This window comes from Micromonospora sp. CNZ295 (genome assembly GCF_004217535.1).
This window is the reverse complement of sequence record NZ_SHKZ01000001.1, coordinates 2,272,988-2,296,107: the sequence shown is the minus strand read 5'-3', so window position 1 is coordinate 2,296,107 and position 23,120 is coordinate 2,272,988. Positions and strand designations below refer to the sequence as shown.

General features: G+C 69.9%; 22 protein-coding genes, 2 tRNA genes and 1 pseudogene. 13 read left to right on the top strand and 12 right to left on the bottom strand.

Annotated elements, in window-relative coordinates; all coding sequences use genetic code 11:
• Positions 1-5: 5 nt before the first annotated feature.
• Positions 6-680, bottom strand: a complete 675-nt coding sequence (locus tag EV376_RS10950; protein ID WP_130328608.1) for a YdcF family protein — start codon at positions 678-680, stop codon at positions 6-8.
• Positions 681-1,164: 484 nt separating this feature from the next.
• On the opposite strand from EV376_RS10950, the gene EV376_RS10945 reads away from it, so the two are divergent.
• Together EV376_RS10945 and EV376_RS10940 are read left to right on the top strand one after the other, a co-directional pair.
• Positions 1,165-2,478, top strand: coding sequence for a hypothetical protein (locus tag EV376_RS10945; RefSeq protein WP_130322327.1), 1,314 nt, complete (start codon positions 1,165-1,167; stop codon positions 2,476-2,478).
• A 161-nt stretch (positions 2,479-2,639) separates the two neighbouring features.
• Entirely contained in the window at positions 2,640-3,116 is a 477-nt protein-coding gene (locus tag EV376_RS10940; protein ID WP_207228120.1) for a barstar family protein, read from the top strand.
• Positions 3,117-3,166: 50 nt separating this feature from the next.
• Here EV376_RS10940 and EV376_RS10935 read toward each other — a convergent pair whose 3' ends face one another.
• Positions 3,167-3,946, bottom strand: coding sequence for a transposase family protein (locus tag EV376_RS10935; protein WP_130328607.1), 780 nt, complete (start codon positions 3,944-3,946; stop codon positions 3,167-3,169).
• Positions 3,947-4,117: 171 nt separating this feature from the next.
• On the opposite strand from EV376_RS10935, the gene EV376_RS10930 reads away from it, so the two are divergent.
• From EV376_RS10930 to EV376_RS10915, 4 genes are all read left to right on the top strand, one after another.
• Positions 4,118-4,321: a hypothetical protein gene (locus tag EV376_RS10930; RefSeq protein ID WP_130322325.1), complete on the top strand. Its 204-nt coding sequence runs from the start codon at positions 4,118-4,120 to the stop codon at positions 4,319-4,321.
• Positions 4,322-4,401: 80 nt separating this feature from the next.
• On the top strand, positions 4,402-4,614 hold the full coding sequence (locus EV376_RS10925) for a hypothetical protein (RefSeq protein WP_130322323.1): 213 nt from the start codon (positions 4,402-4,404) through the stop codon (positions 4,612-4,614).
• Positions 4,615-4,861: 247 nt separating this feature from the next.
• Positions 4,862-6,070, top strand: coding sequence for a hypothetical protein (locus EV376_RS10920; protein ID WP_130322321.1), 1,209 nt, complete (start codon positions 4,862-4,864; stop codon positions 6,068-6,070).
• A 596-nt stretch (positions 6,071-6,666) separates the two neighbouring features.
• The gene (locus EV376_RS10915) at positions 6,667-7,809 is read left to right on the top strand and encodes an IS110 family RNA-guided transposase (protein WP_130322319.1); all 1,143 of its coding nucleotides are present in this window, start codon (positions 6,667-6,669) and stop codon (positions 7,807-7,809) included.
• Positions 7,810-7,917: 108 nt separating this feature from the next.
• Here EV376_RS10915 and EV376_RS30460 read toward each other — a convergent pair whose 3' ends face one another.
• Both EV376_RS30460 and EV376_RS10900 read right to left on the bottom strand, forming a co-directional pair.
• Entirely contained in the window at positions 7,918-8,718 is an 801-nt protein-coding gene (locus EV376_RS30460; protein WP_486482586.1) for a MarR family transcriptional regulator, read from the bottom strand.
• Between the two features lie 621 nt (positions 8,719-9,339).
• Positions 9,340-9,415: transfer RNA gene (locus tag EV376_RS10900), tRNA-Lys, on the bottom strand.
• Between the two features lie 188 nt (positions 9,416-9,603).
• Between EV376_RS10900 and EV376_RS10895 the strand changes: the two genes are divergently transcribed.
• Positions 9,604-10,851, top strand: a complete 1,248-nt coding sequence (locus tag EV376_RS10895) for an Ig-like domain-containing protein (RefSeq protein ID WP_130322315.1) — start codon at positions 9,604-9,606, stop codon at positions 10,849-10,851.
• Between the two features lie 130 nt (positions 10,852-10,981).
• Positions 10,982-12,241: an Ig-like domain-containing protein gene (locus tag EV376_RS10890; RefSeq protein ID WP_130322313.1), complete on the top strand. Its 1,260-nt coding sequence runs from the start codon at positions 10,982-10,984 to the stop codon at positions 12,239-12,241.
• 17 nt (positions 12,242-12,258) lie between these two features.
• Here the strand turns inward: EV376_RS10890 and EV376_RS30810 are convergent, their stop codons facing one another.
• The 4 genes from EV376_RS30810 to orn all read right to left on the bottom strand — a co-directional run bounded on the left by EV376_RS30810 (position 12,259) and on the right by orn (position 14,371).
• Positions 12,259-12,537: a hypothetical protein gene (locus tag EV376_RS30810; protein WP_486482585.1), complete on the bottom strand. Its 279-nt coding sequence runs from the start codon at positions 12,535-12,537 to the stop codon at positions 12,259-12,261.
• Complete coding sequence (locus EV376_RS10885) at positions 12,534-13,418, bottom strand: Fic family protein (protein ID WP_486482584.1); 885 nt, start codon at positions 13,416-13,418, stop codon at positions 12,534-12,536. Before EV376_RS10885 ends, EV376_RS30810 begins: the two co-directional genes overlap by 4 nt.
• 194 nt (positions 13,419-13,612) lie before the next feature.
• Positions 13,613-13,685, bottom strand: a tRNA-His gene (locus tag EV376_RS10880).
• 89 nt (positions 13,686-13,774) lie between these two features.
• A complete protein-coding gene (gene orn / locus EV376_RS10875; protein ID WP_130322311.1) occupies positions 13,775-14,371 on the bottom strand; it encodes an oligoribonuclease in 597 nt (198 codons plus the stop codon).
• 68 nt (positions 14,372-14,439) lie between these two features.
• Between orn and EV376_RS10870 the strand changes: the two genes are divergently transcribed.
• Positions 14,440-15,672 (top strand): glycosyltransferase family 87 protein, encoded by a 1,233-nt coding sequence (locus tag EV376_RS10870; protein ID WP_130322309.1) that lies wholly within the window; start codon positions 14,440-14,442, stop codon positions 15,670-15,672.
• Positions 15,673-16,179: 507 nt separating this feature from the next.
• Here the strand turns inward: EV376_RS10870 and EV376_RS10865 are convergent.
• The 4 genes and pseudogenes from EV376_RS10865 to EV376_RS10850 form a co-directional block, all read right to left on the bottom strand.
• Positions 16,180-16,701 (bottom strand): annotated as a pseudogene (locus EV376_RS10865) (hypothetical protein); the annotation flags it as partial.
• 145 nt (positions 16,702-16,846) lie between these two features.
• Positions 16,847-17,581, bottom strand: coding sequence for a YcnI family protein (locus EV376_RS10860; protein ID WP_130322307.1), 735 nt, complete (start codon positions 17,579-17,581; stop codon positions 16,847-16,849).
• 17 nt (positions 17,582-17,598) lie between these two features.
• Positions 17,599-19,263, bottom strand: coding sequence for a copper resistance protein CopC (locus EV376_RS10855; RefSeq protein WP_130322305.1), 1,665 nt, complete (start codon positions 19,261-19,263; stop codon positions 17,599-17,601).
• Between the two features lie 68 nt (positions 19,264-19,331).
• On the bottom strand, positions 19,332-19,970 hold the full coding sequence (locus EV376_RS10850; RefSeq protein WP_130322303.1) for a zf-HC2 domain-containing protein: 639 nt from the start codon (positions 19,968-19,970) through the stop codon (positions 19,332-19,334).
• A 106-nt stretch (positions 19,971-20,076) separates the two neighbouring features.
• On the opposite strand from EV376_RS10850, the gene EV376_RS10845 reads away from it, so the two are divergent.
• From EV376_RS10845 to EV376_RS10830, 4 genes are all read left to right on the top strand, one after another.
• On the top strand, positions 20,077-20,661 hold the full coding sequence (locus EV376_RS10845) for a sigma-70 family RNA polymerase sigma factor (protein ID WP_130322301.1): 585 nt from the start codon (positions 20,077-20,079) through the stop codon (positions 20,659-20,661).
• An 84-nt stretch (positions 20,662-20,745) separates the two neighbouring features.
• Entirely contained in the window at positions 20,746-21,270 is a 525-nt protein-coding gene (locus tag EV376_RS10840; protein ID WP_130322299.1) for a MauE/DoxX family redox-associated membrane protein, read from the top strand.
• Complete coding sequence (locus EV376_RS10835) at positions 21,263-21,976, top strand: thioredoxin domain-containing protein (protein ID WP_130322297.1); 714 nt, start codon at positions 21,263-21,265, stop codon at positions 21,974-21,976. Before EV376_RS10840 ends, EV376_RS10835 begins: the two co-directional genes overlap by 8 nt.
• Positions 21,973-23,106 carry a hypothetical protein gene (locus EV376_RS10830; protein WP_486482583.1) on the top strand — a complete coding sequence of 378 codons (1,134 nt, stop codon included), beginning with the start codon at positions 21,973-21,975 and terminating at the stop codon, positions 23,104-23,106. Before EV376_RS10835 ends, EV376_RS10830 begins: the two co-directional genes overlap by 4 nt.
• The last annotated feature ends 14 nt before the right edge of the window (positions 23,107-23,120 follow it).

Sequence of the window (23,120 nt, the reverse complement as noted above, 5' to 3'; positions counted from 1 at the left end):
TGGGCTCAGATCAGCCGGCTCGTGTAGCCGGCCGCCACCAGGCGCTCGAAGGCCGTCCGTACCTCGTCCGGCATCTCCTGCGGGATGGCGAACCCGCGCTCCGCGTACACCTCGATCCGCTGCGTGTCGCCTACCAGCATGTCCACCACCCGCCGCGGGTCGCCGATGCTGCTCACGTAGTCGTCCAGTTCGAGCGGGTTCGAAGCGCACACCACATCAACCTCCGGCCACACGAGCCGGCACGTGGCGTAGGCCCGACGCTGCTGGTAGGGCCGAGACATGATCAGCACCGACTTCACCGGGATCCGGTGTTCGGTCAGGAGCGCGCGGGAGAATTCAAGGTTCTCGGCGGTGTTCGTCGCGCGCGGCTCCACGAGAATCGCTTCCGCCGGCACGCCCTGCTCGATGGCGTACTCGCGGTAGTGCACCGCCTCTCCACGCGGGAACCGTTCAACGGTCGTCGGGGCGTTCGCGCCGGTAAAAACGATCCATGGGAACAGGCCTACCTGAAACAGCCGCGTTGCAATCACCGCCACGCCGAGGTCATGGCTGCCCAGCCCGATGCCCACGTCGCACGGGCGCAGCTGGTGGTGCATGTCGTGGTAGCGCCACAACGTCTCGACGTCACGCCGGACCTCGTTCGGGAGCACGTGAGTCGGCACCGCGGCCTGCCGGTCCATCAGCGCCCGCCAGGTAGGGCCAGCGCTGGAGTTCGATTCACGCCCCGTTCCCTCATGGCGCCAGCGTAGGGCAGGCCGGGCCGGATCCAGATCAGCTACAGCTCCTCTGCCCAGCAGGGGACGTTCAGGCAGGGCCGACACCATCAGCGCCATCGGCAGCCGCTCCCTCCGTCGGCGCCAGCTCGCGTACCTGCAGGACGCGCCCGACGGGTGCGCCGTCGCCGACCGCAGCTGGCAGGGCAAGCCGATCCGGAGCGGTCAAGACTGCAACCAACGCGGCCAGCGATACGAACGGATCGCCTGCACGCCGACCGGGGCGAGCGGACCGACTACCGGCCTGACGGCTCATCGTCGAGCCGAGCGCGCGATCGGCGGCATGAGAGTGCACCGGCTCGCTCGTTGATCGCGACGTTGCTGTCCGGCGTCAGAGAGGAGACCAAACCCGCTCGCGCGTCGGCAGGCTGAAGCCCCAAAATGGATGACCATGGGCAGTTGGGGTGAACTGAACGCCGGGCCGTTCACATTATTCTTCTTCAAGGACATAGTCCCGAATGACCTCATTTGCCTGTTCCAGGACCGAATGTACTCCGTTTCGATCGGGCGAGCTTCAACTCGCTACGCGCTCGGTGACAAGCCTGACTATGACGTTGAGTTCTTCGAGTACAAGGCCACCGGGCTTCTGATCGCAGACCGGCTCGACATCCTCGGCTTCGACATCGATTCTGCACTCGAGGTTCTGAGGCAATCGATCGGCGAGAACCTTGACAGTCGGCCTTGGTTCGAAGGCACGGGCAGGGTACATCCAGAGTGGGTCGAACGCTGGGAGGCCGAACAGGCGGCACTCGCCGAACTCGACACTGATCGTTGGCTGAAGGCGATAGCGTCAGCAGCCGCTACACAAAGCAAAGCTGTGTTCGAGCCGCCCGACCAGGAGCCCGTCATCGGATCAGCAAAGTGGTTGCTGAGCCTGATTCCCGATGAAACAGAAAATGCCCGATGGCACCGCTTGCGGCTCGTGACTCACGCCGTGCCTGACATCGAGGTGATTCTCGACGTTTCAGACTTGGTGCATGACGGCTGGCTTGTTAAGGACGAACTCGGCACCATGCCATCAGTCGCGCAAGAACGGTGGACAGTCGAATCGTCAGCCAGATCACCGATTGTCGTACTGACCGAGGGCAGCACCGACGCCGAGTTCCTTCGTGCCGGCCTTAAGTTGCTGTATCCACACCTGACCGACCTCGTGCGATTCCTCGACCCGCGCGCCAGATCCGAGGGCAGCGCAGGAGCGCTGGTCAATACGGTGAAAGCATTCGCCGCAGCAGGCATCAGGAACCGCATCGTAGCCGCGTTCGACGACGATGGCGCCGCTAGTGATGCCTTGAAGCAGCTCAAGACAATCGCACTGCCGCCGAATATCGTCATCATACAGTTTCCCGCTGTGCCGATACCCGACTATCTGATCGCTCAACTCCCGCCTTTCGAAGGTCAGCACCGGTCGACTATGGATCGAAGCAATGCGCGAATCTCCGGGTGCGTCGAGATGTATCTAGGATCTGACACGATCCGGGGTGACGACAACGTCACGCTGTTAATGGATCTGGCCTTCCATCACCGCGACCCTAGTCAGTATGAGGCCCGTTTCGCCGACAAAAGAAGCAAGAAGAAGGTGCAGGAGAACTATCGCCGCAAGGTCCGTCTAGCCGAGGCGCATGGCGGCCCGCTACCGCACCAGGACTGGTCTGCCATGACAGCTGTCCTGAAACGCATCGTCAGCGCCCACCAGACCGAGTTATAGCCGGCGCAGCGAACGCACGGGCGCTCTCATCGGCAGTTTAGGAAGGCCGGCCGGCAAGCGGGCCGACCACTGAGCGTGACGCTTACCGCCCGGCCAGCGCATACGATCGGCGGCAGATCCGGGTGGTGTAGGTCGCCCTCATACTTGCACCGTGACCAACCATGAGCGATGCCCTTCCCGTGCTCGTCATCGACGGAGCCTCGTTTAACGACTTCGCCGGCTTTGTACGCGAGTTCTCGCAGCTGCTTTGTCACGGCACCTGGAACGGAAGCCTGGATGCCTTCAACGACATCCTCCGCGGAGGCTTCGGGACCCCTGAGACCGGATGGGTGCTCAAGTGGGTCAACTCTGACTCGTCCCGGCTCGCGCTCGGTTATGACGCGACGGCCCGATGGCTGGAGCAGATCCTCCTCACCTGCCACCCATCGCACCGCGAGCATCGAGGCCAGGGTCAGCAACGCGCAGCGTGGCCAAGGGCAGACGCTGTTCGACATGATCGTAGAGATCATCCACGACCACAGCCCAGGCGGCAGCGAATCCGAGGACGGCATCATCCTCGAGTTGCGCTAACCCGTTTGATGGACAAACCGACCCCCCGACCATTGGCGCGCCCGACCCGAGCGGCATCCGCTCACTAAGGGACGTCTCGTAACTCGGTGAAGGCGTTGCCCGGCGCCGGACTTGACCGTCAGCCGGCGAGGGCGATGTTGTGCAGGTGGGCGATGCCGGAAGCGGCATCGGTCAATGTGCGGGCGGCGCGGCGGTAGTCGCGCAGGATCTTCCAGCACTTCATGCGGGCCAGGGCGTGTTCGACCTGGGCACGCACGGTGCGGTGCTGCTTGTTCAGGTCGGCTTTCCAGTCGGGTAGGTCGCTGCCGTCGGAGGGCTTGCGGTACGGGATGATCACTTCGGGGTTGCCGCGGTAGGCGCCGTCGGCCATGACCGGCCGCCCGGCGAGCTTCTGGTCGATACCGCTGCTGCGGTAGACGATGGTGTCGTTGCGGTTGCCCGGCTGCGGGTCGCCGACGGCGATGACCAGGCGGGTGCTGGCGTCGATGGCGACCTGCAGGTTGGTGGAGTAGCGGTAGTTCTTGCTCGGCGCGGCCAGGCGGTGGTCCCGGGTCGGGATCAGGGTGCCGTCGACGATGGCGATCTGGTCGACCGGTCGCCGGCGTACGGGGGCGAGGGCCAGCAGCGGTGCGAGGGTGTCGATGACCCGGTGGGCGGCGGAGTGCGAGACGCCGAACAGCGGGCCGATCTGGCGCATGGTCAGGTTGGTACGCCAGTACGCGGCCACCAGCAGCACCCGATCCGGCAGGTCCAGGGCCCACTGCCGGCCCGGCCGGCCGTCAGCGATGGCGTCCCCGCCTCGCTCGGCGACCAGGCGGACCAGCCGCCGGAACTGGGCCGGCTGCAGACCGGTGAACGGGAAGATCAGCTCCGGACGGGCTGCGGAGATCACCTGCACCCAGGCATCCTCGATGATCGTCCTCATCAGACGAACACCGGGGTTACGAGACATCCCTTAGGTCCACGCCTCCGCCGGCCACCACTCCCAGCGACGCGCGATCCCCGGCAGATCCGCGCACTCCCGACCTTGGCCAACCGGTGCCCCGCGACGTGTGATTAGGGTCTGCGCATGCGGGATGACATCGTTCTGCGGCTCGACCGCGCAACCGCCGAAGACCTGTACGTCGCGTTGTACGAGGCCGGAGAGCACATCGCGGCTGGCGCGGCCATCACTCCGCCCACCGCCGAGGAGGCCGAGCGGCTGGGTACCCTCCTGCGGGACCTGGGCCACGCCCTTGGCCGTCGTTGCTCTCCATACTGCGACCATCTTTAGTTGGCAGGGGTCGCGCATGTTCAGCGGCAGATCCGGACGCACCGGCGGCGACGTCAAGACGCTCAGCGTAGATTCGCCACGTGCTGGAGGCGTGGGGGCTGACCCTGACCACGGACATCGCGCGCCAAGTGAGGCAATGGCGGGCTGAAGGCTACACATGGCGGGCCATCGCTGCCTGCGCCGACGACGCATGGGGCACCGACTCCCACGGCAACCAACTGTTCGGCGAAGACTTGTGCCTGGAGAGTGCGCGGCTGCTCGGCGAGAATCCGAACGCCGATCGCTGGAACTGATCGCCCGTCCGCCTTCGCGGCTTCTCCGCGGCGCGGCCTGGAGGCAGCATGCGCCCCTGCGCCTCCAGCCGGGCCACGCGGGCGACTACGGCGCTGTTGGGTGTGGCCAGCACGCAGAGAAACCACATCCCTGCATCAACCGGCCCCATGGCACGCACGAGGCGCGCACCATAGGCTGGATGGGCGATACTCTGCCCAGGTACAGGGTGGCATGCCGGTAGCCGGGCTGTAACGACGGGAATGGCGGATGACAAATCGAGCCGAGTTCTCAAAGTCAGTTCGCACGATTATCGCCGAACGCGCCGGTTATCAGTGCTCGGTGCTGAACTGTGGCCGCCTCACGATCGGCCCCTCGGCCAACGGTGGCAGCGTCATCAGAACCGGTATGGCCGCTCACATCTATGCCGCAGCTCCCGGTGGGCCGCGGGGGACAGGGGGCCTTTCTGCCGACGAGCGGAGCGCGCCCGAGAACGGCATCTGGTGCTGCTACACCCACGGTAAGGCCATAGACTCAGACCCCAGCGGCATTTATTCTGCGGCTCAATTGCGCGCATGGAAACGCCTGCACGAGGCAAGGAAGAGCGGGGAGGTCACGGGCATTGTCTCCGACAACTACGGGCTCGTAGAATCGATCACGGTCGACTCCGGGCCTGCCGCCCTCGCCGGCCGAAGGTTCCCTCTCGGCATGCGCAACGTCATCACGGGTCCTAACGTTAGCGGAAAATCGGTCCTGGCTCGCCTCATCGCCAGCGTCGCCTACCCGGAACACGTTGCCGAAATGTCCCGCTACCGAGATGTTGACTTTGCGGTCAAATGGTTCGACCCGCATACCCATGACGTGGCCACCAGCGGACGCGCCGGCGAAGTTTGGCACATTCTCGACGGCAAAGAGGTTCCCTACGTCGCCCGGCCATATAAGACGATCTTTCTTCCGATGGCGAACATTCCGCGGCTCAATAGTGTCATGCAGCTGGCTCAACTGTTTGACCTGAGTGCCGCAGCAATGAAGGCAGTGCTGCGTTCGTTGCCGCAGTCGAGCGACATAGTCAAGGAAGTGAACACCAAAGGCAATCGTATCGAGTGGCTGGTCGAAATAGGCGGACGAATCGTGCGCGAAACTCAGCTTGACCACTTTCCCGGCATGTGGACATCACTCTTATTGGTTGAACTGGCCGCCGCGCACGCACGTCACCACGCCCGTGTCGAGCCGACGATCCTCCTCCTCGACGAGCCCCTTGCGTTCTCCTACGACGGGGAACCCGTAGAACGAATGTTGGGTCGCCTTGAAGTGGTCGCCGAACACGCCCAGGTCGCTGTCGTCAGCGCGTATAAGGACATCGTGCGGAGCGCACCGGGCTGGACGATTACGGAGCTAGAGACTCGCCCGGGGGGACAGGCCCCTGGTGGTCCCATCGATTTCGAGGTGCAGGCGACGACCGGGCACCCCGACAAGTAAACCCGAACCGTGACCTATCGCAGATCACATGGAAACGTCGAGGCGATTCTGCGGCCGGCTGAGGTGCTTTCGCAGGTGGTCCCCGGTGGCGGCGGTCGGATATGCCGCTCGGCACGTGTCCACCTCTCGGCGGTGCGACTGACTCACTCAGCCGGCTTCAGAGACAGCGGAAGCGGTTCGATGCCAGGGTGGGCATGTCTGGCGATCAGCAGGATGGTGGACGCATCCTGGGCAGCCGGTGGCCACCGAGCCGGTTGGCGGGGATGCGTTTGACAGATGGCGCGATGGTGACTGCGCAGGCGCACTTTGCCCGGATGGTCGAGTGCACTCAACTCGGCTACTTGTTTCATTGACCTGCGACCGTGGCCCGGCCAGGCTTCGGTTGAGGCGCCCGGGCTGTCGCTCTCATTTCGGCTGCCCACGCTGGTCGTGTGGCTCTCATTTGGCCTGCGCGGCCCGGGCGCCGCCAGGGCGGGGAGAGGCTCAAGAGGGGTTTGTTCGGCTCGAAGTAGCGTTGCCCTCCCGGCTCGACAACCCAGGTGGATCGAGCATCGGAGGACGCGTTGAGTGTCACGTCGGATCGTGTGGTCATCGGCATGGACCCGCACAAGCGCTCTGCCACGATCGAGGTCATGGCCCGCGACGAGACCGTCGTCGGCGCCGGCCGGTTCGACACCGGCCGCGACGGCTACACGGCTATGAAGAAGTACGCCAAGCAGTGGCCGAACCGGGTGTGGGCGATCGAGGGCTGCCAGGGCATCGGCCGGCACATCGCCAACCGGCTACTGGCCGACGGCGAGCAGGTCGTCGACGTCCCGCCGAAGCTGTCCGCCAGGGCGCGGGTCTTCGCCACCGGGCAGGGCCGCAAGACAGACGCCACCCACGCCCACTCCATCGCGCTGGTCGGCACCCGCATGGCCGGGCTGCGCCCGGTGGTCAACGACGAGCAGCTGGCCCTGCTGCGGATTCTGGTCGACCGGCGCCGCTCCCTCGGCGAGGACCACACCCGGATGGTCTCCCAGCTGCACCAACTGCTCCTCGAGCTCATTCCGGGTGGAGCGAAGAAGAGCCTGTCCGCCGCCCAGGCCAAAGCACTGCTGGCCACCGTCCGGCCCCGTGACGCGGTCGGCAAGGCCCGCCGGCGGGTCGCCGCGGAGCTGATCGGTGACCTCGAACGGATCTACCGTCGCTCCAAGGAAGCAGACAAAGAACTGAAGGAACTGGTCGCCTCCACCGGCACCACGTTGATGGACCTGCACGGCATCGGACCCTCCGGTGCCGCTCGGCTGCTGGTCGAGGTCGGCGGCATCACCCGGTTCCCCAACCGGGCCCACTTCGCCTCCTGGAACGGCACCGCCCCCATCGACGCGTCCTCCGGCGAGCAGGTACGCCACCGGCTCTCCCGTGCCGGGAACCGGCAGATCAACCGGGTGCTGCACATCATGGCCACCGTCCAGCTGCGCAATCCCACCGAGGGACGCGCCTACTTCGACCGGAAGAAGGCCTCCGGCAAGACATCGATGGAAGCGATGCGCGCGCTGAAACGACGCCTGTCCGACATCGTCTACCGGTGCATGATCAGCGACGCGGTGGCCACGGCGGCGGGCCCGGGAGGACAACGGGGCACGACTACTGACTCCAGCGTGACCGACTCTCATCCCCAAGCCGGCTCTTCGGAGAAGTCACTTCCCGGACCCGCCAAGACCCAGGATAGAACTCTCCTCCCGGCGGTGTCTTGACACAGAGGGGAGCCAGATGAGCGCGTCCGACGAGTCGCCGTCACCTGACGCCACTCCGAGTCTCCGCGGATCGACTCATGCTGGTCGACGTCGGAACGTCCTTCGGTTTCAGCCGGCGATCTCGATCAGTCGGCTGCGGCGCTCGTCCTCGCCCGGTACCCGCCAAAGCTGCTCATGCGGCCAGTGCCGATACAACATGTTCCTGTTGGTCGTGGCGATGAGCGCCCGCAGCGGCTCGCGGACCAGGCCGGCCAGCAACTGCTCCTCTCGTTCGGCGTCCTGGGCGACGACCAACACGGCCCCGACCGGCACCACCGGATCGGTACGTCGGTAGCCGGCCAGCAGCCCGCCCAGCCCGTACGTCCGCTTCTCGTGTTCGGCGACTACCTCGCCTACCGGGCCACGGTCGACGTGCACCAGGAACCGTAGGCACCGTCCATCCTCAAGCCAGACGCCATAGCCGTCGGCGCGCAGGTACGCCAGGTCGTGCTGGCGCAGCCACGCCGAGGTGTCCATCGTCGCCAGCCACTGGAACAGCTCACACCGCCCCGGATTCCGCCGCGACACCTCGACCAGCGGCAGGAACAGCAGATCGTCCGACGCGCTCGGGTGCCGCCGGCCCAGTTGCAGAGGCACCAGCCGCCCCGAGGCCGCCAAATCACGGCGGAGCCGCTCGGTCCCCTCGCCGGTCGCCTTGTACCACCAGGTGTGGGTACGGTCCTCCTCCGAGCGCTGCCGGCTCACCAGCCCCGCCTCGTGCAACCAGACCAGGTCCCGGTGAGCCGTCAGCCGCGACACGTCACAGACCAGGGCCACATCCATCGTCGACGCCAGAGCGTGCTGCGCCAGGAACGACAAGATCCGCCACCGCCGCGGCGACAACCGCAGCACGGCCGCGTCGTCACCCATCCTGTGATGATCCCCCCAGACACCGACAGCCGGACAGTCGGTTTTCGCCGACCGGTAACGGAGGGTGGTCGGAGGAACCGCCTCGGGGCAGCGCAACCGGGATCACCGAGGCCGAGGACGAGCCTCTTCCGGGGCATCGGACGAAGCACTGGCGGGCTCTGCAAGCACCCCTCGTCTCCAAACCGGGGTTTTGGGGCCGATTTTGGAGATCACTGTTCAGGGAACCGGCCGAAGAGCTGAGGGCAAAAACAACGGTGGGGGCAAATCGGACCGCAGCGAGTTGATTTTTAAGGCCAGACTGCCCGCCTCGCACCACCCGCCATACAGCGGCCTCGCCGGCCCGGTGGAGGCTCACGGCGGCATCGGAGCCACCATCACGGTCGTCACCGAGGGTGACACCAGGAGTCCCGCGCCATCGACGCGCTACGGTAGCCCGCCCGGCGAGAACCACACGGCGGACTGCGGCCACATCAGAGCAAGCGTCCATGACCACCGCACCGCGTCCACCGCCGGCCGGAACGGTCCCACCGCTCCCGATCACCCACCGAGCACCCAGCAATCGCCACGGACACGAAAAAGGCCCCGGCCCGGTGTGAACCACCAGGCCAGCGCCTTGATCGTTGGTGCGCCGCCAGGGACTCGAACCCCGAACCCGCGGATTAAGAGTCCGCTGCTCTGCCAGTTGAGCTAGCGGCGCTCGCTGGCAACGGGGGAAACCTTAGCACGGCCCGTGAGCCGGGTTCCAATCCGATCCCCCGCTCCACCCTTCGGTTGAGCTTGTCGGACGTAAGCACCCAAAACGACCATCGGCCAGGCCGGAGGGCACCTGCCAACGGGCACCGATACGGCACGATGTCCGCCAGGTACGCGAGGACAGAGGTGGCGATGGGCAGTTTCACGCGGGCCGGGGCGATCGTGGGCGCTCTCGGCCTGATGGCGTCGTTGGCGCTGGCGGGCTGCGGCGGCGACGAGGAGCAGCCGAAGTTCATGGGCGCGCCGACGCCGGCCGCGAGCAGCACGCCGGGCCAGCCGGCGACGCCGAACGGACCGCCGCTGTCCGTCGTCCCGGCCGACGGGGCGACGAACCGGCCGGTCAGCGCCGAGATCGGCGCCGCCCTTCCGGATGGTGCCAAGGTGTCCGTCGTCACTCTCGCCAGCGCCGACGGCAAGCAGGTCCAGGGCCGGCTGCGCGCCGACGGCTCCTCCTGGGTGCCGGCGGCCCCCCTGAAGTACGCCACCAGCTACACCGCGACCGTCACCGCGACCGCCGCCGACGGCAGCACCAGCGAGGGGCGCAGCACGTTCACGACGATGGCGAAGCCGAAGTCGATGATCACCTCCGGCCTCTACCTCTTCGACGACAAGGAGTACGGCGTCGCGATGCCGGTGGTCGTCGAGTTCAACCCCGGTATCCCGAAGAAGGACCGGGCGGCGGTGCAGCAGCGCATGTTCGTGCAGACCGACCCGCCGCAGCCGGGCGCGTGGCACTGGGTCGACGGCGGGCGGCAGGCCTACTACCGCGCCCCCGAGTACTGGAAGCCCGGCACCACGCTCAGCGTCCGCATCGCGCTGGCCGGCATCCCCCTGAGCAACGGCCGGTACGGGAACGTCGACCGGGTCGCGACCGCGAAGATCGGCCGCGCGTTCGAGATGAAGGTCGACAACGCCACCAAGCGGATGACGGTGTACGAGAACGGCAAGGTGGTCCGCACCCTGCCGGTGAGCCTGGGCAAGCGGAAGACCCCCTCCTCCAGCGGCACGATGGTGATCATGGAGAAGAAGCAGTCCACGGTCTTCGACACCCGGGACGACCCGGATCCGGCCAACCGCTACGTCACGGAGATCGACTTCGCGCAGCGGCTCACCTGGGGCGGCGAGTACATCCACGCCGCGCCATGGTCGGAGCACGTGCAGGGGCGGCAGAACGTCTCCCACGGCTGTGTGAACGTGTCGACGGCGCACGCCCGCTGGCTGTTCGACAAGACCCGGATCGGCGACCCGATCACCGTCACCGGCACCGAGCGGAGGCTGGCCGCCGGCAACGGGTGGACGGCGTGGAGCCTGAGCTGGTCCGACTTCGTCAAGGGCAGCGCCCTCCCGGTGCCCCCGGGCGGGTTCGGTTCACCGTTCTGACCTGCACCGGGCCGGTCAAGGTCCGGACCGGTCGGCCCCCTGTGTTCCGGTTCACCCGACGCAACGGGCGGGCGCTCCCGTGCGTCGGTGAGAGAGGATGGGCAATCGGCACCACGACTGTGAGGTAACCATGCGAGCTGTCCAGGACCAGCCGACCCGGCGCGTGCGACGCCGCGCGCTCGCGGCCGGGCTTCTCGCGGCGGCGCTGACGCTCACCGCAGCCTGCACCTCCGGCGGGGACGACAAGTCGGGCTGGCGTGACGGCCAGGCCGCGCCCGCCCCGAAGGCCTCCGTCACCATCGTCGAGCCAGCCGCCGACGCGAAGGACGTGCCCGCCTCGACGGGCATCACGTTCACCGCCAAGGAGGCCCAGGAGACCACCGTCGAGCTGAAGGACTCCGCCGGCGCGGCCGTCGAGGGCACGCTCGCCGCGGACGGCGCGAGCTGGTTGCCGGCCGGCGCCCTGGCGTACGGCGAGACGTACACGGCGACCGTCACCGCCACCGGGGACGACGGCCGCCCCGCCACCGCGACCAGCACCTTCACCACCATGGCCAAGCCGGACAAGCAGATCCGGATCAGCAGCTTCCTGGGCGACGGACAGGTGGTCGGCGTCGGGATGCCGTTGATCGTGAAGTTCGGGCGCGCCATCCCGGAGGACTACCGGGACGACCTGCAGCGCCGGATGACGGTCACCGCGACGCCGGCGCAGGAGGGCATCTGGCACTGGGTCAGCCCGACCGAGGTGCGGTACCGCCCGAAGGAGTTCTGGACGGCGAACAGCACGGTGTCGTACCGGGTCCAGGCCGGCGGCTTGCCGCTCGGCGACGGCTGGTACGGACGCAGCGACCTGACCGTCGATATCAAGATCGGCCCGTCGTTGATCATGACGGTGGACAACAAGACCAAGCGGATGACGGTCACGAAGGACGGCCGGATGGTCAAGACCATCCCGGTCAGCCTCGGCAAGAAGTCCACCCCGTCGTCGAGCGGCACCATGGTCGTGATCGAGAAGCTGCGCAAGACGGTCTTCGACACGTACGAGGAGCTGGGCCCGGAGGACGGCTACCGCACGAAGATCGACTACGCCCAGCGGCTCACCTGGGGCGGGGAGTTCATCCACGCCGCGCCCTGGTCGGAGGGCCAGCAGGGCAACGTGAACGTCTCCCACGGCTGCGTGAACGTCTCCATGGCCAACGGCGCGTGGCTCTTCGCCAACACCCGCATCGGTGACCCGATCACGGTGAAGGGCACCGAGCGGAAGCTCCAGAACGGCAACGGCTGGACCGACTGGAACATGAGCTGGGAGGAGTACGTCAAGGGCAGCGCCCTTCCGTACGAACCGGCGGCGGCCGAGAGCCCCGATGCGGACACCAGCCCGACCGCCTGAGCCGATTTGTCAGGTCGTCACTGATCTGATGCGGCCTTGGCCAGGGCCACCGGCATCTCCGGGTAAGGGTCGTCGACCGAGGCGCGGTGTTCACGGATCCGTCGTCGGATCTCCGTAAGCGAGGCGCCGGCGACGTAGTGCCGACCGCGCCTCTCGCCGCGCGCCTCTAGCAGGCCGCCGTCGGAGAGGCGGGCGAGATCGCGGGTGGCGGTCCGTTCCTCCAACCCGCTGAGTTTGACGTAGAGCGGCCGTCGCACCCGGTATCCGAGAACCGCCTCGTAGAGAATCCCGGTCACCCGTTCTGGAAGTTTCTCAGCAGCCACCAGCGCTCCAGTTCCATCCAGATCGCGGAGGCCTCCTGGAACCGCCGCGCTACCGTCTGCGCCTGCATGTGGTGGGCCCGCAGGTTGAACGCGACCCACAGTTCGGCGGAACCATCTGGATTCCACCGCCCTCGACCGGTGACGGCGAGAACCCGGTAGTAGTCCTCCGCGTTGCTGCCCAACCACTCCTCGATGCTGGAGAACGCCGGCTCGACGATCGCTTGTCGCGACAGGACCAGGGTCTGCAACGCACGAGCCATCCGGCCGTTTCCATCCCGGAACGGATGGATCATTACGAGATTCAGGTGGGCCATCGCCGCCTTGACGAGCGCGTCCGCTGGTTGCTCAGACCGCAGGTGTTCGGCCAACTCCTCCATCAGTCCGGGCACGTCGGAGGCGTCCGCACCCTCGTACACCCGCCGGTCGGTCCGCTCGTCGTGTACGTAGATCGGACCCGCGCGGTATTGCCCGGGGCTCTTCGTCAGGTCATGCGACAGCATCATGTAGTGCATGCTCCGAATGACCGTCGTGTCGAAGCGGAAGTGAGGATCGGCAGCCGTCTGTAGGACATAGCCCAGCGCTTGGCGGTAGCCACGGATCTCGGCGAAGGTCCGCTCGTCCGCGCTCAACGGCTCCTGGTCTTCAAGCGCGGCCGCGGCATCGTCCTCGGCGACTACATACCCTTCGATGCTGTTGGATCCGAGGATCGCCCGGGCGAGCATCGTTCTCCGCAGCCCACCGGTCCATCGCCGCGGAGTGCGGAGCGCATCCGCCAGATCGCGGCGCATCTCGTGGATCTCCCCCAGCACGACACGGTCCCGGTCGGTCAGTTCGGGGGTTGCGTAGATGACCATGGCTGTCCTTATGTCTCTTTCTTTGCGACAAAGCCCAGCCAGCGCGGCAGCGATGCCGCAAAGAAAAAGACATGGAGACAAACGGGGAGTCGGTGCGCCCTCCCCTCGGGGAGGAGCCCCCACCTCCCCCGACTACGCGTCAGGCCCCCTCGGCAGAGGGGGCCTGACTTGTCGTGGAGGAGATCCACTTCCTGGGTGACTGATGGGAATCGAACCCACGACAACCGGGACCACAACCCGGTGCTCTGCCAACTGAGCTACAGCCACCATGCCGCCGCGCCGGGTCGCCCCGGGCGGTGCGGACCAATGATAGCGCCATCTCCGCCGGCCGCGTCCAGCGGGTTCCGGGTGCGCGGTCAGAGCTGCGCGGCGACGGCCTTGGCGCTGTCCACGTCCGGCCCGGGCAGCGGTACGAAGATGGTGCGCCGGTAGTACTCCAGTTCCCGGATGCTCTCGCGGATGTCGGCCAGCGCCCGGTGTGCCAGGCCCTTCTGCGGCTGGCCGAAGTACACGCGCGGGTACCAGCGCCGGCAGAGCTCCTTGATCGACGAGACGTCGATCATCCGGTAGTGCAGGTGGTTGTCCAGCCGCGGCATGTCCCGGGTGATGAAGCCACGGTCGGTGGCGATCGAGTTGCCGCACAGCGGGGCGGTGCGGGGATCCTTCACGTGGCTGGTGACGTAGTCGAGGACCAGGTCCTCCGCCTCGGCGAGCGTGACGGTCGAGCGCCGGACCTCGTCGGTCAGCCCGGACTTGGCGTGCATCGTCGCCACGATCTCCGGCATCGCGTCCAGGGCCGCGTCGTCGGCGTGGATCACCACGTCCACACCCTCGCCGAGCACCTTGAGATCCGGGTCGGTGACGAGCGCGGCGACCTCGATCAGTTTGTCCCGGCCGAGGTCGAGGCCGGTCATCTCACAGTCGATCCAGACGAGAAGATCTGCCACCGGCACAGCCTACGCGCAGCCCAGCGGCCCGCGTGCCGCGCACCGCACCGGGTGATGACCGCTAGGGTTTCCCCGTGCCAGCCGAACCCGCCGCACCCGCCGTCACCGAGGACGACAACGGTGGCCGTACGGTGCGTCGGATCATCGGTGTGCTGGCGCTCGCGGCGGTGCTGCCGGCGCTCTACCTGCCCAACCTGAACCACAGGTTCTTCGACCTCAAGATCTACATGTCGGCGATGGACTGGTGGCGGGCGGGCAACCCGCTCTACGACTACGTCCAGCCCGACCGGGTGCAGGGCGAGCTGTACTTCACCTACCCGCCGTTCAGCGCCCTGTTGCTGTGGCCGTTCGCCCTGTTCAAGGTGGGCACCACCGTGTGGATCTTCTCGATCCTCACCGTGCTCGGGGTCGTGGTCACCACCCGCTGGCTGGTCGACCCGGTGATCGCCCGGCACCACCTGCCCCGGGTGTTGACGCTGACGGTGGCGGTGCTGCTGGTGCTCGCGGTGGAGAGCACCCGGGAGACGATCACCTTCGGGCAGATCAACATGCTGCTGGTGGTGCTCATCCTCGCCGACCTGCTGTTCGCCGTACCCCGCAACGGGCGCTGGGCCGGCGTGGGGGTCGGGCTGGCGGCGGCGCTCAAGCTCTTCCCGGGCATCTTCATCGTCTACCTGCTGGCCTGCCGGCGGTGGCGGGCGGCGGCGGTGGCGAGCGCGACCGCGGCCGGCGCGACCCTGCTCGCGGCGGCCTTCGCGCCCCGCGACTCCTGGCGCTTCTGGACGCACGAGCTGTGGGCCACCGACCGGGTCGGCCGCACCGACTACATCGGCAACCAGTCACTGTTCGGGTTGCTCAGCCGCCTGACCACGGAGCCGGACCGGTTGCTGTGGCTGGCGCTGGTCGCCGTGGTGGCCAGCTACGGGCTGTGGCGGGCGGCACGCGCCGCCCGCGCCGGGGACGCGCTCGCCGGCCTCACCCTCACCGGCCTGGTCGGCGCGCTGGTCAGCCCGATCACCTGGACACACCACATCTACTGGTTCGTTCCGGCGGTGGTGCTGCTCGTGGACGCGGCCCTGGGCACCGCGGGGCGCCGGCGCCGAGCGCTGCTGGCGCTCGCCGTCGTCATGACCGCGATCATCGTGTACGGGGTGGTCTCGTTCCAGGAATGGGGCACAGCCCAGGTGCGCACCGACTCGGTCGGCGACTTCCTGATCCACAACGTGTACGTGCTGCTCAGCCTGCTGTTGCTGGTGGCCCTGCCAGTACGCACCGGACGGGTCCAACCGGACACTCTTCCCGAGTAGCCCACTACAGCGCTAATCTGGTCTCAACTACCACAAGCGATGCTTCGGTAGCACCGATCCCCCGGTGCGGACGGCCCTCCGTGTCGGCAGCACGGAGGGCCGTCCGCGTCCGGGCCGCGCGCCCGTCCGCTCCCTTGCGCGATCTTGGACAGTTTCCGTTCGTTCGAAACGGAAACTGTCCACGATCTGCGGTCAGGGGGCCGGATCGACCGGGGCGGCCGGTCGCAACCGGTGGGCGGGAGGCTCTCGCCGCACCGCGCGTCCCGGCCGCGACGCCGGCCCCCGGACGGACCTGACCGGCGGCGACGCGGCCTCCGTCGGAGCGGCAGGCGGCGACGTCGGCGCGGCGGGCGGCGGCGTCGGCGCGAGAACCGGGGGCGTCGGCGCGACGACCGGTGCCGCGGCCTCCGCCGGCCGGTCGGGCTCCGGCCGGGACGAGACCGCCGGGGTCGGCGGGGCGGTCCGCGGTGGCGCGGTGGGCGGCCAGGCGAGCGACAGGTCCACCTCGGACGGGCGCAGCGGCGTGCCACCTCGGCGCGGCGTCGCGGGCCCACCCGGCGCCCCGGTCGGCGGATCGAGCAGGTCGGCCAGGGTCGCCGGACGCCCCGGCGGGCCGGGTCGGCCGGCCGGCACCGGGCCGATCGCGGGGCGGGGCCGGTCGAGCGGAGCACCGACCGACACCAGTTGGCGGGCGGGCGGCACGGCCGGCTCGCCGTCCCGCTCGGCGGGGGCGCCGAGACCGCTCAGCGAGGTCACCCCCAGCCGGCCGGCAAGGACGGGCACCTGGTCCGGCTCCACCACGAAGACCACCTCGCGCGGGCGTACCGGCCGCAGCAGCAGGGCCAGGGCCGCCACGACGAGCAGCACCCCACCGGCCAGCAGGCCGGCGGTGACCGGGGCCGCCCAGCCCGCCCGCACCTCGGCGCGCAGATCCAGGGTCAGGTCCGTACCGAGCGCGACGCCGGCGAGCAACGCCGGAATCCCGGTGATCAGCAGCAGCGCCCCGGCGAGCACCCGCACCATCCGCATTGGCTTCGTCCCCCTCCGTAGCCGGACACCCGGCCGACCTTACCGATCCGGACCGGCCGATCAGGGGATATCCACGGCACCGGTCCGCGGAAAGGCGCCGGCCCGCCGGAACACGTCCGACGGGCCGGTCAGGAGCGGCGTCGCGTCACGCCTTCGGCGCGACCTCCCGGCGGGTACGGGCGAAGGCCAGCCCACCGAGCGCCAGGCCACCGAGGCCGGCGACCAGGCCGGCGATGCCGAGACCGACGGCCAGGCCGGTGTCCTCGGCCTCGTCGTCATCGCCGGCCTCGCCACCGGCCGCCGAGTCCGCCCCCGGGGTGGCCGACGGGGCGGCGGCGGTCAGCTTGAGGACCGGCGCCGGGCTGTCCGGCTCCGCACCGCCGGCCGTCGGCTCCTCGATCCAGCGCACGACGTTGCCGTCGGAGTACGTCTGCAGCGACTTGAAGACCATCTGGTCGACCTCGGGCAGCGGGCCCATCGAGACCGGGAACTCCTGGAAGGTGCCCGGCTTGATCGCCGCGTCCGCGCCGGCGGTCCAGGTCAGCTTCGACACGACCTCGGTGAGCTGGCTGCCGTGCACCTCGACGGGCTGGTCGAGGGTGCGCTTCTCCACCGCCACCGTCCAGCCCGGGACCGGCATGGTGGAGACCGAGCCGACCGGCGCGTTCTCCGGCAGGAACACCTCCACCTTCGTGGTGGACGCCGTGTCGCTCTCGTTCGGCACCCGGAAGGCGAACCGGCCGTAGCCGCCCTGGGTCGCCTCCTTCGGGTTGACGCTCACGTGCGCCGACGCGGGAGCGGCGAAGCCGAAGACGGCGGCGGTGACGGCACCGAGGGCGAGGGTCGCGGCGGCGGCTGCGGTACGCCGGAGACGGATCATGGATGGAGAACCTTTCCCTAACGGACGGGCACGGTGGCGGTCACCGTGGCCTGGTCGATGTCGGACGTACGGGCCGTGACGCGCAGCTGCCACTCCCCCGACGCCGGCAGGTTGATCTCACCGGTGGCGTGGTTGTCGGTCAGCGGCAGCAGCGGCACCTCGATGGGTTCGATACCGGCGGACGGCAGCGCGACGGTGGCCCGCCACTCCTGCACCGCCTGCGGCCGGTTGTCCGGCGTGTACGCGTAGAAGTGGACCGTGTTGCTGCCCCGCTTCGCCGGGTCCATCTCCACCTGGAGGGAGCCCAGCGAACTGGTCAGCGTGGTCGAGAAGTAGCCGGCGCCGGCCCCGGCGGTGTCGGCGGCGGCGGTGCGGGCCGGGGTGGTCTGCACCAGGGCGGCCGTCAGGCCGAGGACCACCGCGGTGATCGCCAGCTCGGCCAGGACGGCCCGCCGCATCGGCGTGGGCCGACCGGCCGCGGTGCGCCGGCGCACCAGCGCCCGGGAGTACGCGGCCACGGCGATCACCAACGCGAACAGCCCGATCTTGCCGAGCACGAGTCGGCCGTAGGTGGTGTCGACGAGGGCGGCCGGAGTGGCCACCTCGATCAGCGCCTGCACGATCCCGGCGAGCAGCAGCGCGGACACCGCCAGGGCCGCCCAGCGGGACCAGATCGGCAGGATGGCCGCCAGCTCCCGCTCGTCGGCGCGGCGGAGCAGGAAGCCGACCAGCATCACCAGCCCGCCGAGCCAGACCGCCATGCTGCCCAGGTGCACCGCGTCGACGACCACGGAGACCGCGGGAGCCGGCGAGGCCGCCGGGTGCCCGGACAGCGGCCAGGTCAGCAGCGCCGCGCCGCCGAGAACACCCAGGATCACCTGATCCGTCCGGCCGACCGGCCCGGCCAGCAACGGGCGGAGCAGGAACGCCGCCGCCGCGAGCAGTCCGAGCCGGACCAGGTGGGCGGCGCCGAAGGCGCTGCCCAGCACCGTGCTGAAGGCCTCGCCGGTGACGTCGGTGACGCCCCCGCCGTTGGTGTAGGGCACCTGGAACCAGAGCGTCGCCAGCGTGGACAGCGCCACCAGCCCGAGGCCCGTCCACGCCAGCCGGGCGGGACCGCGGCGGGACAGCCGGCGCGGCCAGAGCGCCGCGAGCACCAGCGCCGGGCCGACCAGGAGCAGCAGACCGGCGTAGCCGACGTACTTGGCGATCTTGATCCCGTTGGCGACGACCGGGTCGGCGCGGCTGTCGTCGCCGCTGTCGACCGGCGGGGTCGACGGCGCCCCGACCGAGTACGTGAACGCGCCCGAGACCGGGTGGCTGTCGGCCGAGATCACCCGGTAGCTCACCAGGTAGGTGCCCTGGTCACCGCCCGGGTCGACCGGGATGACGACGACAGTGCCCTCGAAGGAGGGTTCGCCCCGGTCGGCCCGCGAACCGTCCGGCGCGATCACCCGGATCTTGCCCGGCACCTTGCGCACCGACTCGCTGAACGTGAGGACGACCTCGGAGGGCGGGTTCGGCACCACCGCGGAGGAGGCCGGGCTACTGCTCACCAGCACCGCGTGGGCGCTGGCGGGGCCGGCGGGGGCGACCAGCAGGGCGACGAGGACGACCAGGAGGCCGGCGGCGGTGGCGAACCGGGCGAGCCAGCGGCGGAGGGCGGCAGTCATGCCGGTCATGCTCGCCCAGAGCGGTCGGTCGTGCCCAGCCCGGGTCGCGCCGGCACGAAACCCACGACGGCTGGCGCTCATCCGCGCCCCGCGGCGACCAGCGGCGGGAACGGCCGCCCGGGCTCGTCGCTCGTGCGGCCCAGGGCCCACAGCAGTCCCGCCTGCACCACGGCGGCGAGGTGACCGACCTCGTGTGCCAGGGCCGTGGTCGAGTTGGCGATGTCGACGACGCTGGTGCCGGCCAGGCAGAGCGCGAGCACCAGCGCCACCGGTACGAACGCGCGGGCGCGCTCCGGCCGCCAGGCGGCCAGCGCGAACCCGACGGCCAGCGCCACGTCGAACGAGGCCATCTCGCGGCTGAGGTGCGGATCCTCGGCCATGCCCAGACCGGCCAGCAGGATCGGCAGCGCGATCGCCAGCTGGGCGACGGCGGCCACCGCGACGGCCACCCGCAGCAACTGGCGGCGGGCCCGCCGCGCGGCCGCCGGGGCGGTCCGGGCGGCGTCGGCGGCGACCGCCGCGAGGACCGGAGCGGTCAGGTCCGGCACGGCCACCGGCCGGACCCGGACCAGCCGGGTCACCCGCTCGGCGCGGGCCAGCCAGGCCCGGCACGCCGGGCAGCTGTCGGTGTGCGCGTCGAGCACCGCCGGCGTCGCCTGCGGGTCCTCCCCGTCCAGCCGCGCCGACAGCGCCTCGCGGACGTCGTCGCAGTTCATGAGCGGGTAGTCGGCCGGCGCAGGGAAAAAGTTCCCGACGTGGCGCAGGCCATGAAGGGACGAAGGACCCTCCCGCCGGAGTTTGCGCGGCGTAACCTGGCTTGTCGTGATCCCCGCTCCGCGCGACACCGCACCCGCCGGCCCGGCCGCCGGTGTGGACGGGCCTGCCCGCGCCACCGAATGGGCGCTCGCCGCCCGCGACGGGGATCCGGTCGCCCAGGCCGCGTTCGTCCGGCTAACCCAGGCCGAGGTGTGGCGCTTCGTGGCTGCGCTCGTCGATCCGGAGACCGCGGACGACCTGACCCAGGAGACGTACCTGCGGGCGTTCCGGGCCCTGCCCGGCTTCGTGGGCCGTTCCTCGGCGCGGACGTGGCTGCTCGGCATCGCCCGCCGGGCCTGCGCCGACCATCTGCGCACGGTGGTGCGGCGTCGCCGGCTCGACGCCCGGCTCGCCGCCGACGCGTGGACCGACCGGCCGCACCCGGACCCGGCCGGCCAGCTCGGCGCCGCCGACCTGCTGCGCCGGCTGCCCGCCGAGCGGCGCGGCGCGTTCGTGCTCACCCAACTGCTCGGCCTGTCGTACGCGGAGGCCGCCGCCGTCGAGGGGGTGCCGGTGGGCACCATCCGGTCCCGGGTGGCCCGGGCCCGCGCCGACCTGGTCGAGGCGGTCGACGGGGCCCTGGCCGGGTAGGGCCGTGACCGAGGGCAGCTCCGCGACGCCGGTACCGCGACACCGGCCGCGGGCCGGGAACTTCCGCCCGACGGGGAGCGACAAATGAGCGTGACCGCACCGAGCACCCGGACCCTTCGCTGGCCCGCCGTACGCCCCTGGCTCGGCATCGCCGCCCGGCTCGGGCTGGCCGCGGTGTGGCTGCTCGCCGGCGCGTCCAAGGTCGGTGACCTGGCCGCCTCCGGTCGGGCGGTCAACGCGTACCAGATCTTCCCGTACGAGGTGGCGACCGCGATCGGCGCCGCGCTGCCGTTCGCCGAGCTGGCGCTCGGCGTACTCCTGCTGCTCGGGCTCGCGACGCGACTGACCGCCGGGGTCTCCGCGGCGCTGCTGGTGGTCTTCATCGCCGGCATCGTCTCGGCCTGGTCGCGCGGCCTGGCCATCGACTGCGGCTGCTTCGGCAGCGGCGGCCAGCTCGCCGAGGGACAGACCCCGAGCTACCTCCCGGAGATCCTCCGGGACCTGGGATTCCTGGCGCTGGCCGGGTTCCTGCTGATCTGGCCCCGCACCCCGTTCTCGGTGGACGGCTGGCTGACGGGCGAACCGGCCGTGGAGGACGAGGATGAGTAGTCGGAAGGGACGCAAGGACGCCGCCCGGGTCGTCCGCGAGCAGCTGGCCCGCGAACGGCGGCGCAAGCGGACGCTGTGGGTGTCGGTGGCGGCCGTCGTCGTGCTGCTGATCGCCGGCGGCATCGGCTGGAGCGTCTACTCCAGCCAGCGCTCCGACGAGTTCACCGCGCCGCCGGGCGCCAACGACGCCGGCACCGGCATCGTGTTCGGCTCCGGACCGGTCACCATCGACCTGTACGAGGACTACCTCTGCCCGGCCTGCAAGCAGTTCCAGCAGGTCAGCGGCGAGACCATCGACCAGCTCGCCGACGAGGGCAAGGCCCGGGTGGTCTTCCACCCGGTCGCCTACCTCAACCGCTTCTCCACCACCGACTACTCGACCCGCTCGTCCGCCGCCGCCGGCTGCGCCGCGGCGGGCGGGAAGTTCCGCGAGTTCACCGAGGTGCTGTTCGAGCGGCAGCCGCCCGAGGGGGGCGCCCAGCTCAGCGACGACCAGCTCATCGACATCGGGGTGGAGGTCGGGCTCGACCGGGACAGCTTCGGCTCCTGCGTGCGCGACGGCACGTACAAGGCGTGGACCGAGCACGTCACCGAGGAGGCCAGCCGGGCGAACATCACCGGCACGCCGACCATCCTGGTCGACGGCAAGCCGGTCGCCGACCGCTCCCCGGAGGGCATCCGGGCGGCGGTGGAGGCCGCGAGTTGATCCGTACCCTGCTCGTCCGCTCCGGCGCGGTGCTCGCCGTCGCCCTCACCGCGACGCTCGCGCTGGCCGCGCCGGCCGCGGCGCACGGCGCCGACGCCCCCGACGCCACCGACTACCGCACCGAGGTCACCGCCGTCACGCCGGCCCGGGCCGGCCTGGCGGTACGCACGGTGGAGGCCGGTGCGCGACTGGAGCTGACCAACATTGGGGACCGGCCGGTCGAGGTGATCGGGTACTCCGGCGAGCCGTACCTGCGGGTCGGCCCGGACGGGGTGTACGAGAACCGGCGCTCCCCCGCGACGTACCTGAACCGCACCCTCGCCGGGGACACCCGGATCCCCGCCGAGGCGGATCCGGCCGCACCGCCGGACTGGCGGCGGGTCGACGACTCGACCACCGTCCGGTGGCACGACCAGCGGGCGCTGTGGCGCGAGTCCGCGCCGCCGCCGCAGGTGCGGGCCGCACCGGACCGGGAGCACCGGGTCCGGGACTGGACGGTGCCGCTGCGGGTCGACGACGAGCTGCTGGAGGTCCGCGGCACGCTCGACTGGGTGCCGCCGCCGGACGCGTACACCTGGTGGGTGGTCGCCACCCTCGGCCTGCTGGCGGTCGGGGCGCTGGGGCTGCTCCCGGCCGCGTCGGTGCCCGGCGCGCGAGCGCTGGCCGCGGTCGGCGTGCTGCTGATGGCGGGTGGCGTCGCGGCCGTCGGGTACGCCCTGGGGCGCGAGTTGGACGCCGGGGCGGACGGTGTCGGTGCGCTGCTGGCGGGACTGCTCGGCGGCCAGGTGTGGCCGCTGCTGACCGGGCTCGGCGCGATCGCCGCCGGGTGGTACGCGCTGGCCCGCCGGCCGGCGGCCGACTTCGCGGTGGCGCTCGCCGGAGCCTGCCTCGCCCTGTTCGCCGGCGTCGCCAACGTGGCCGTGTTCGCCCGCTCGGTGGCCCCGGTGCCCTGGCCCGCGACGACCGCCCGGATCCTGGTGGCCGCTGCCCTGATCACCGGAGCCGGTGCCCTGGCAGCCGGCGTCCTCCGCCTCCACGCCACCTCCCGCTCCCCCCGCCCCACCTCCGTCGATCATGGAGTTGTGCTGGGGGATGAAAGCAACGAAAAGGGCTCCACTCGGGCACCATGACTCCATGATCGACA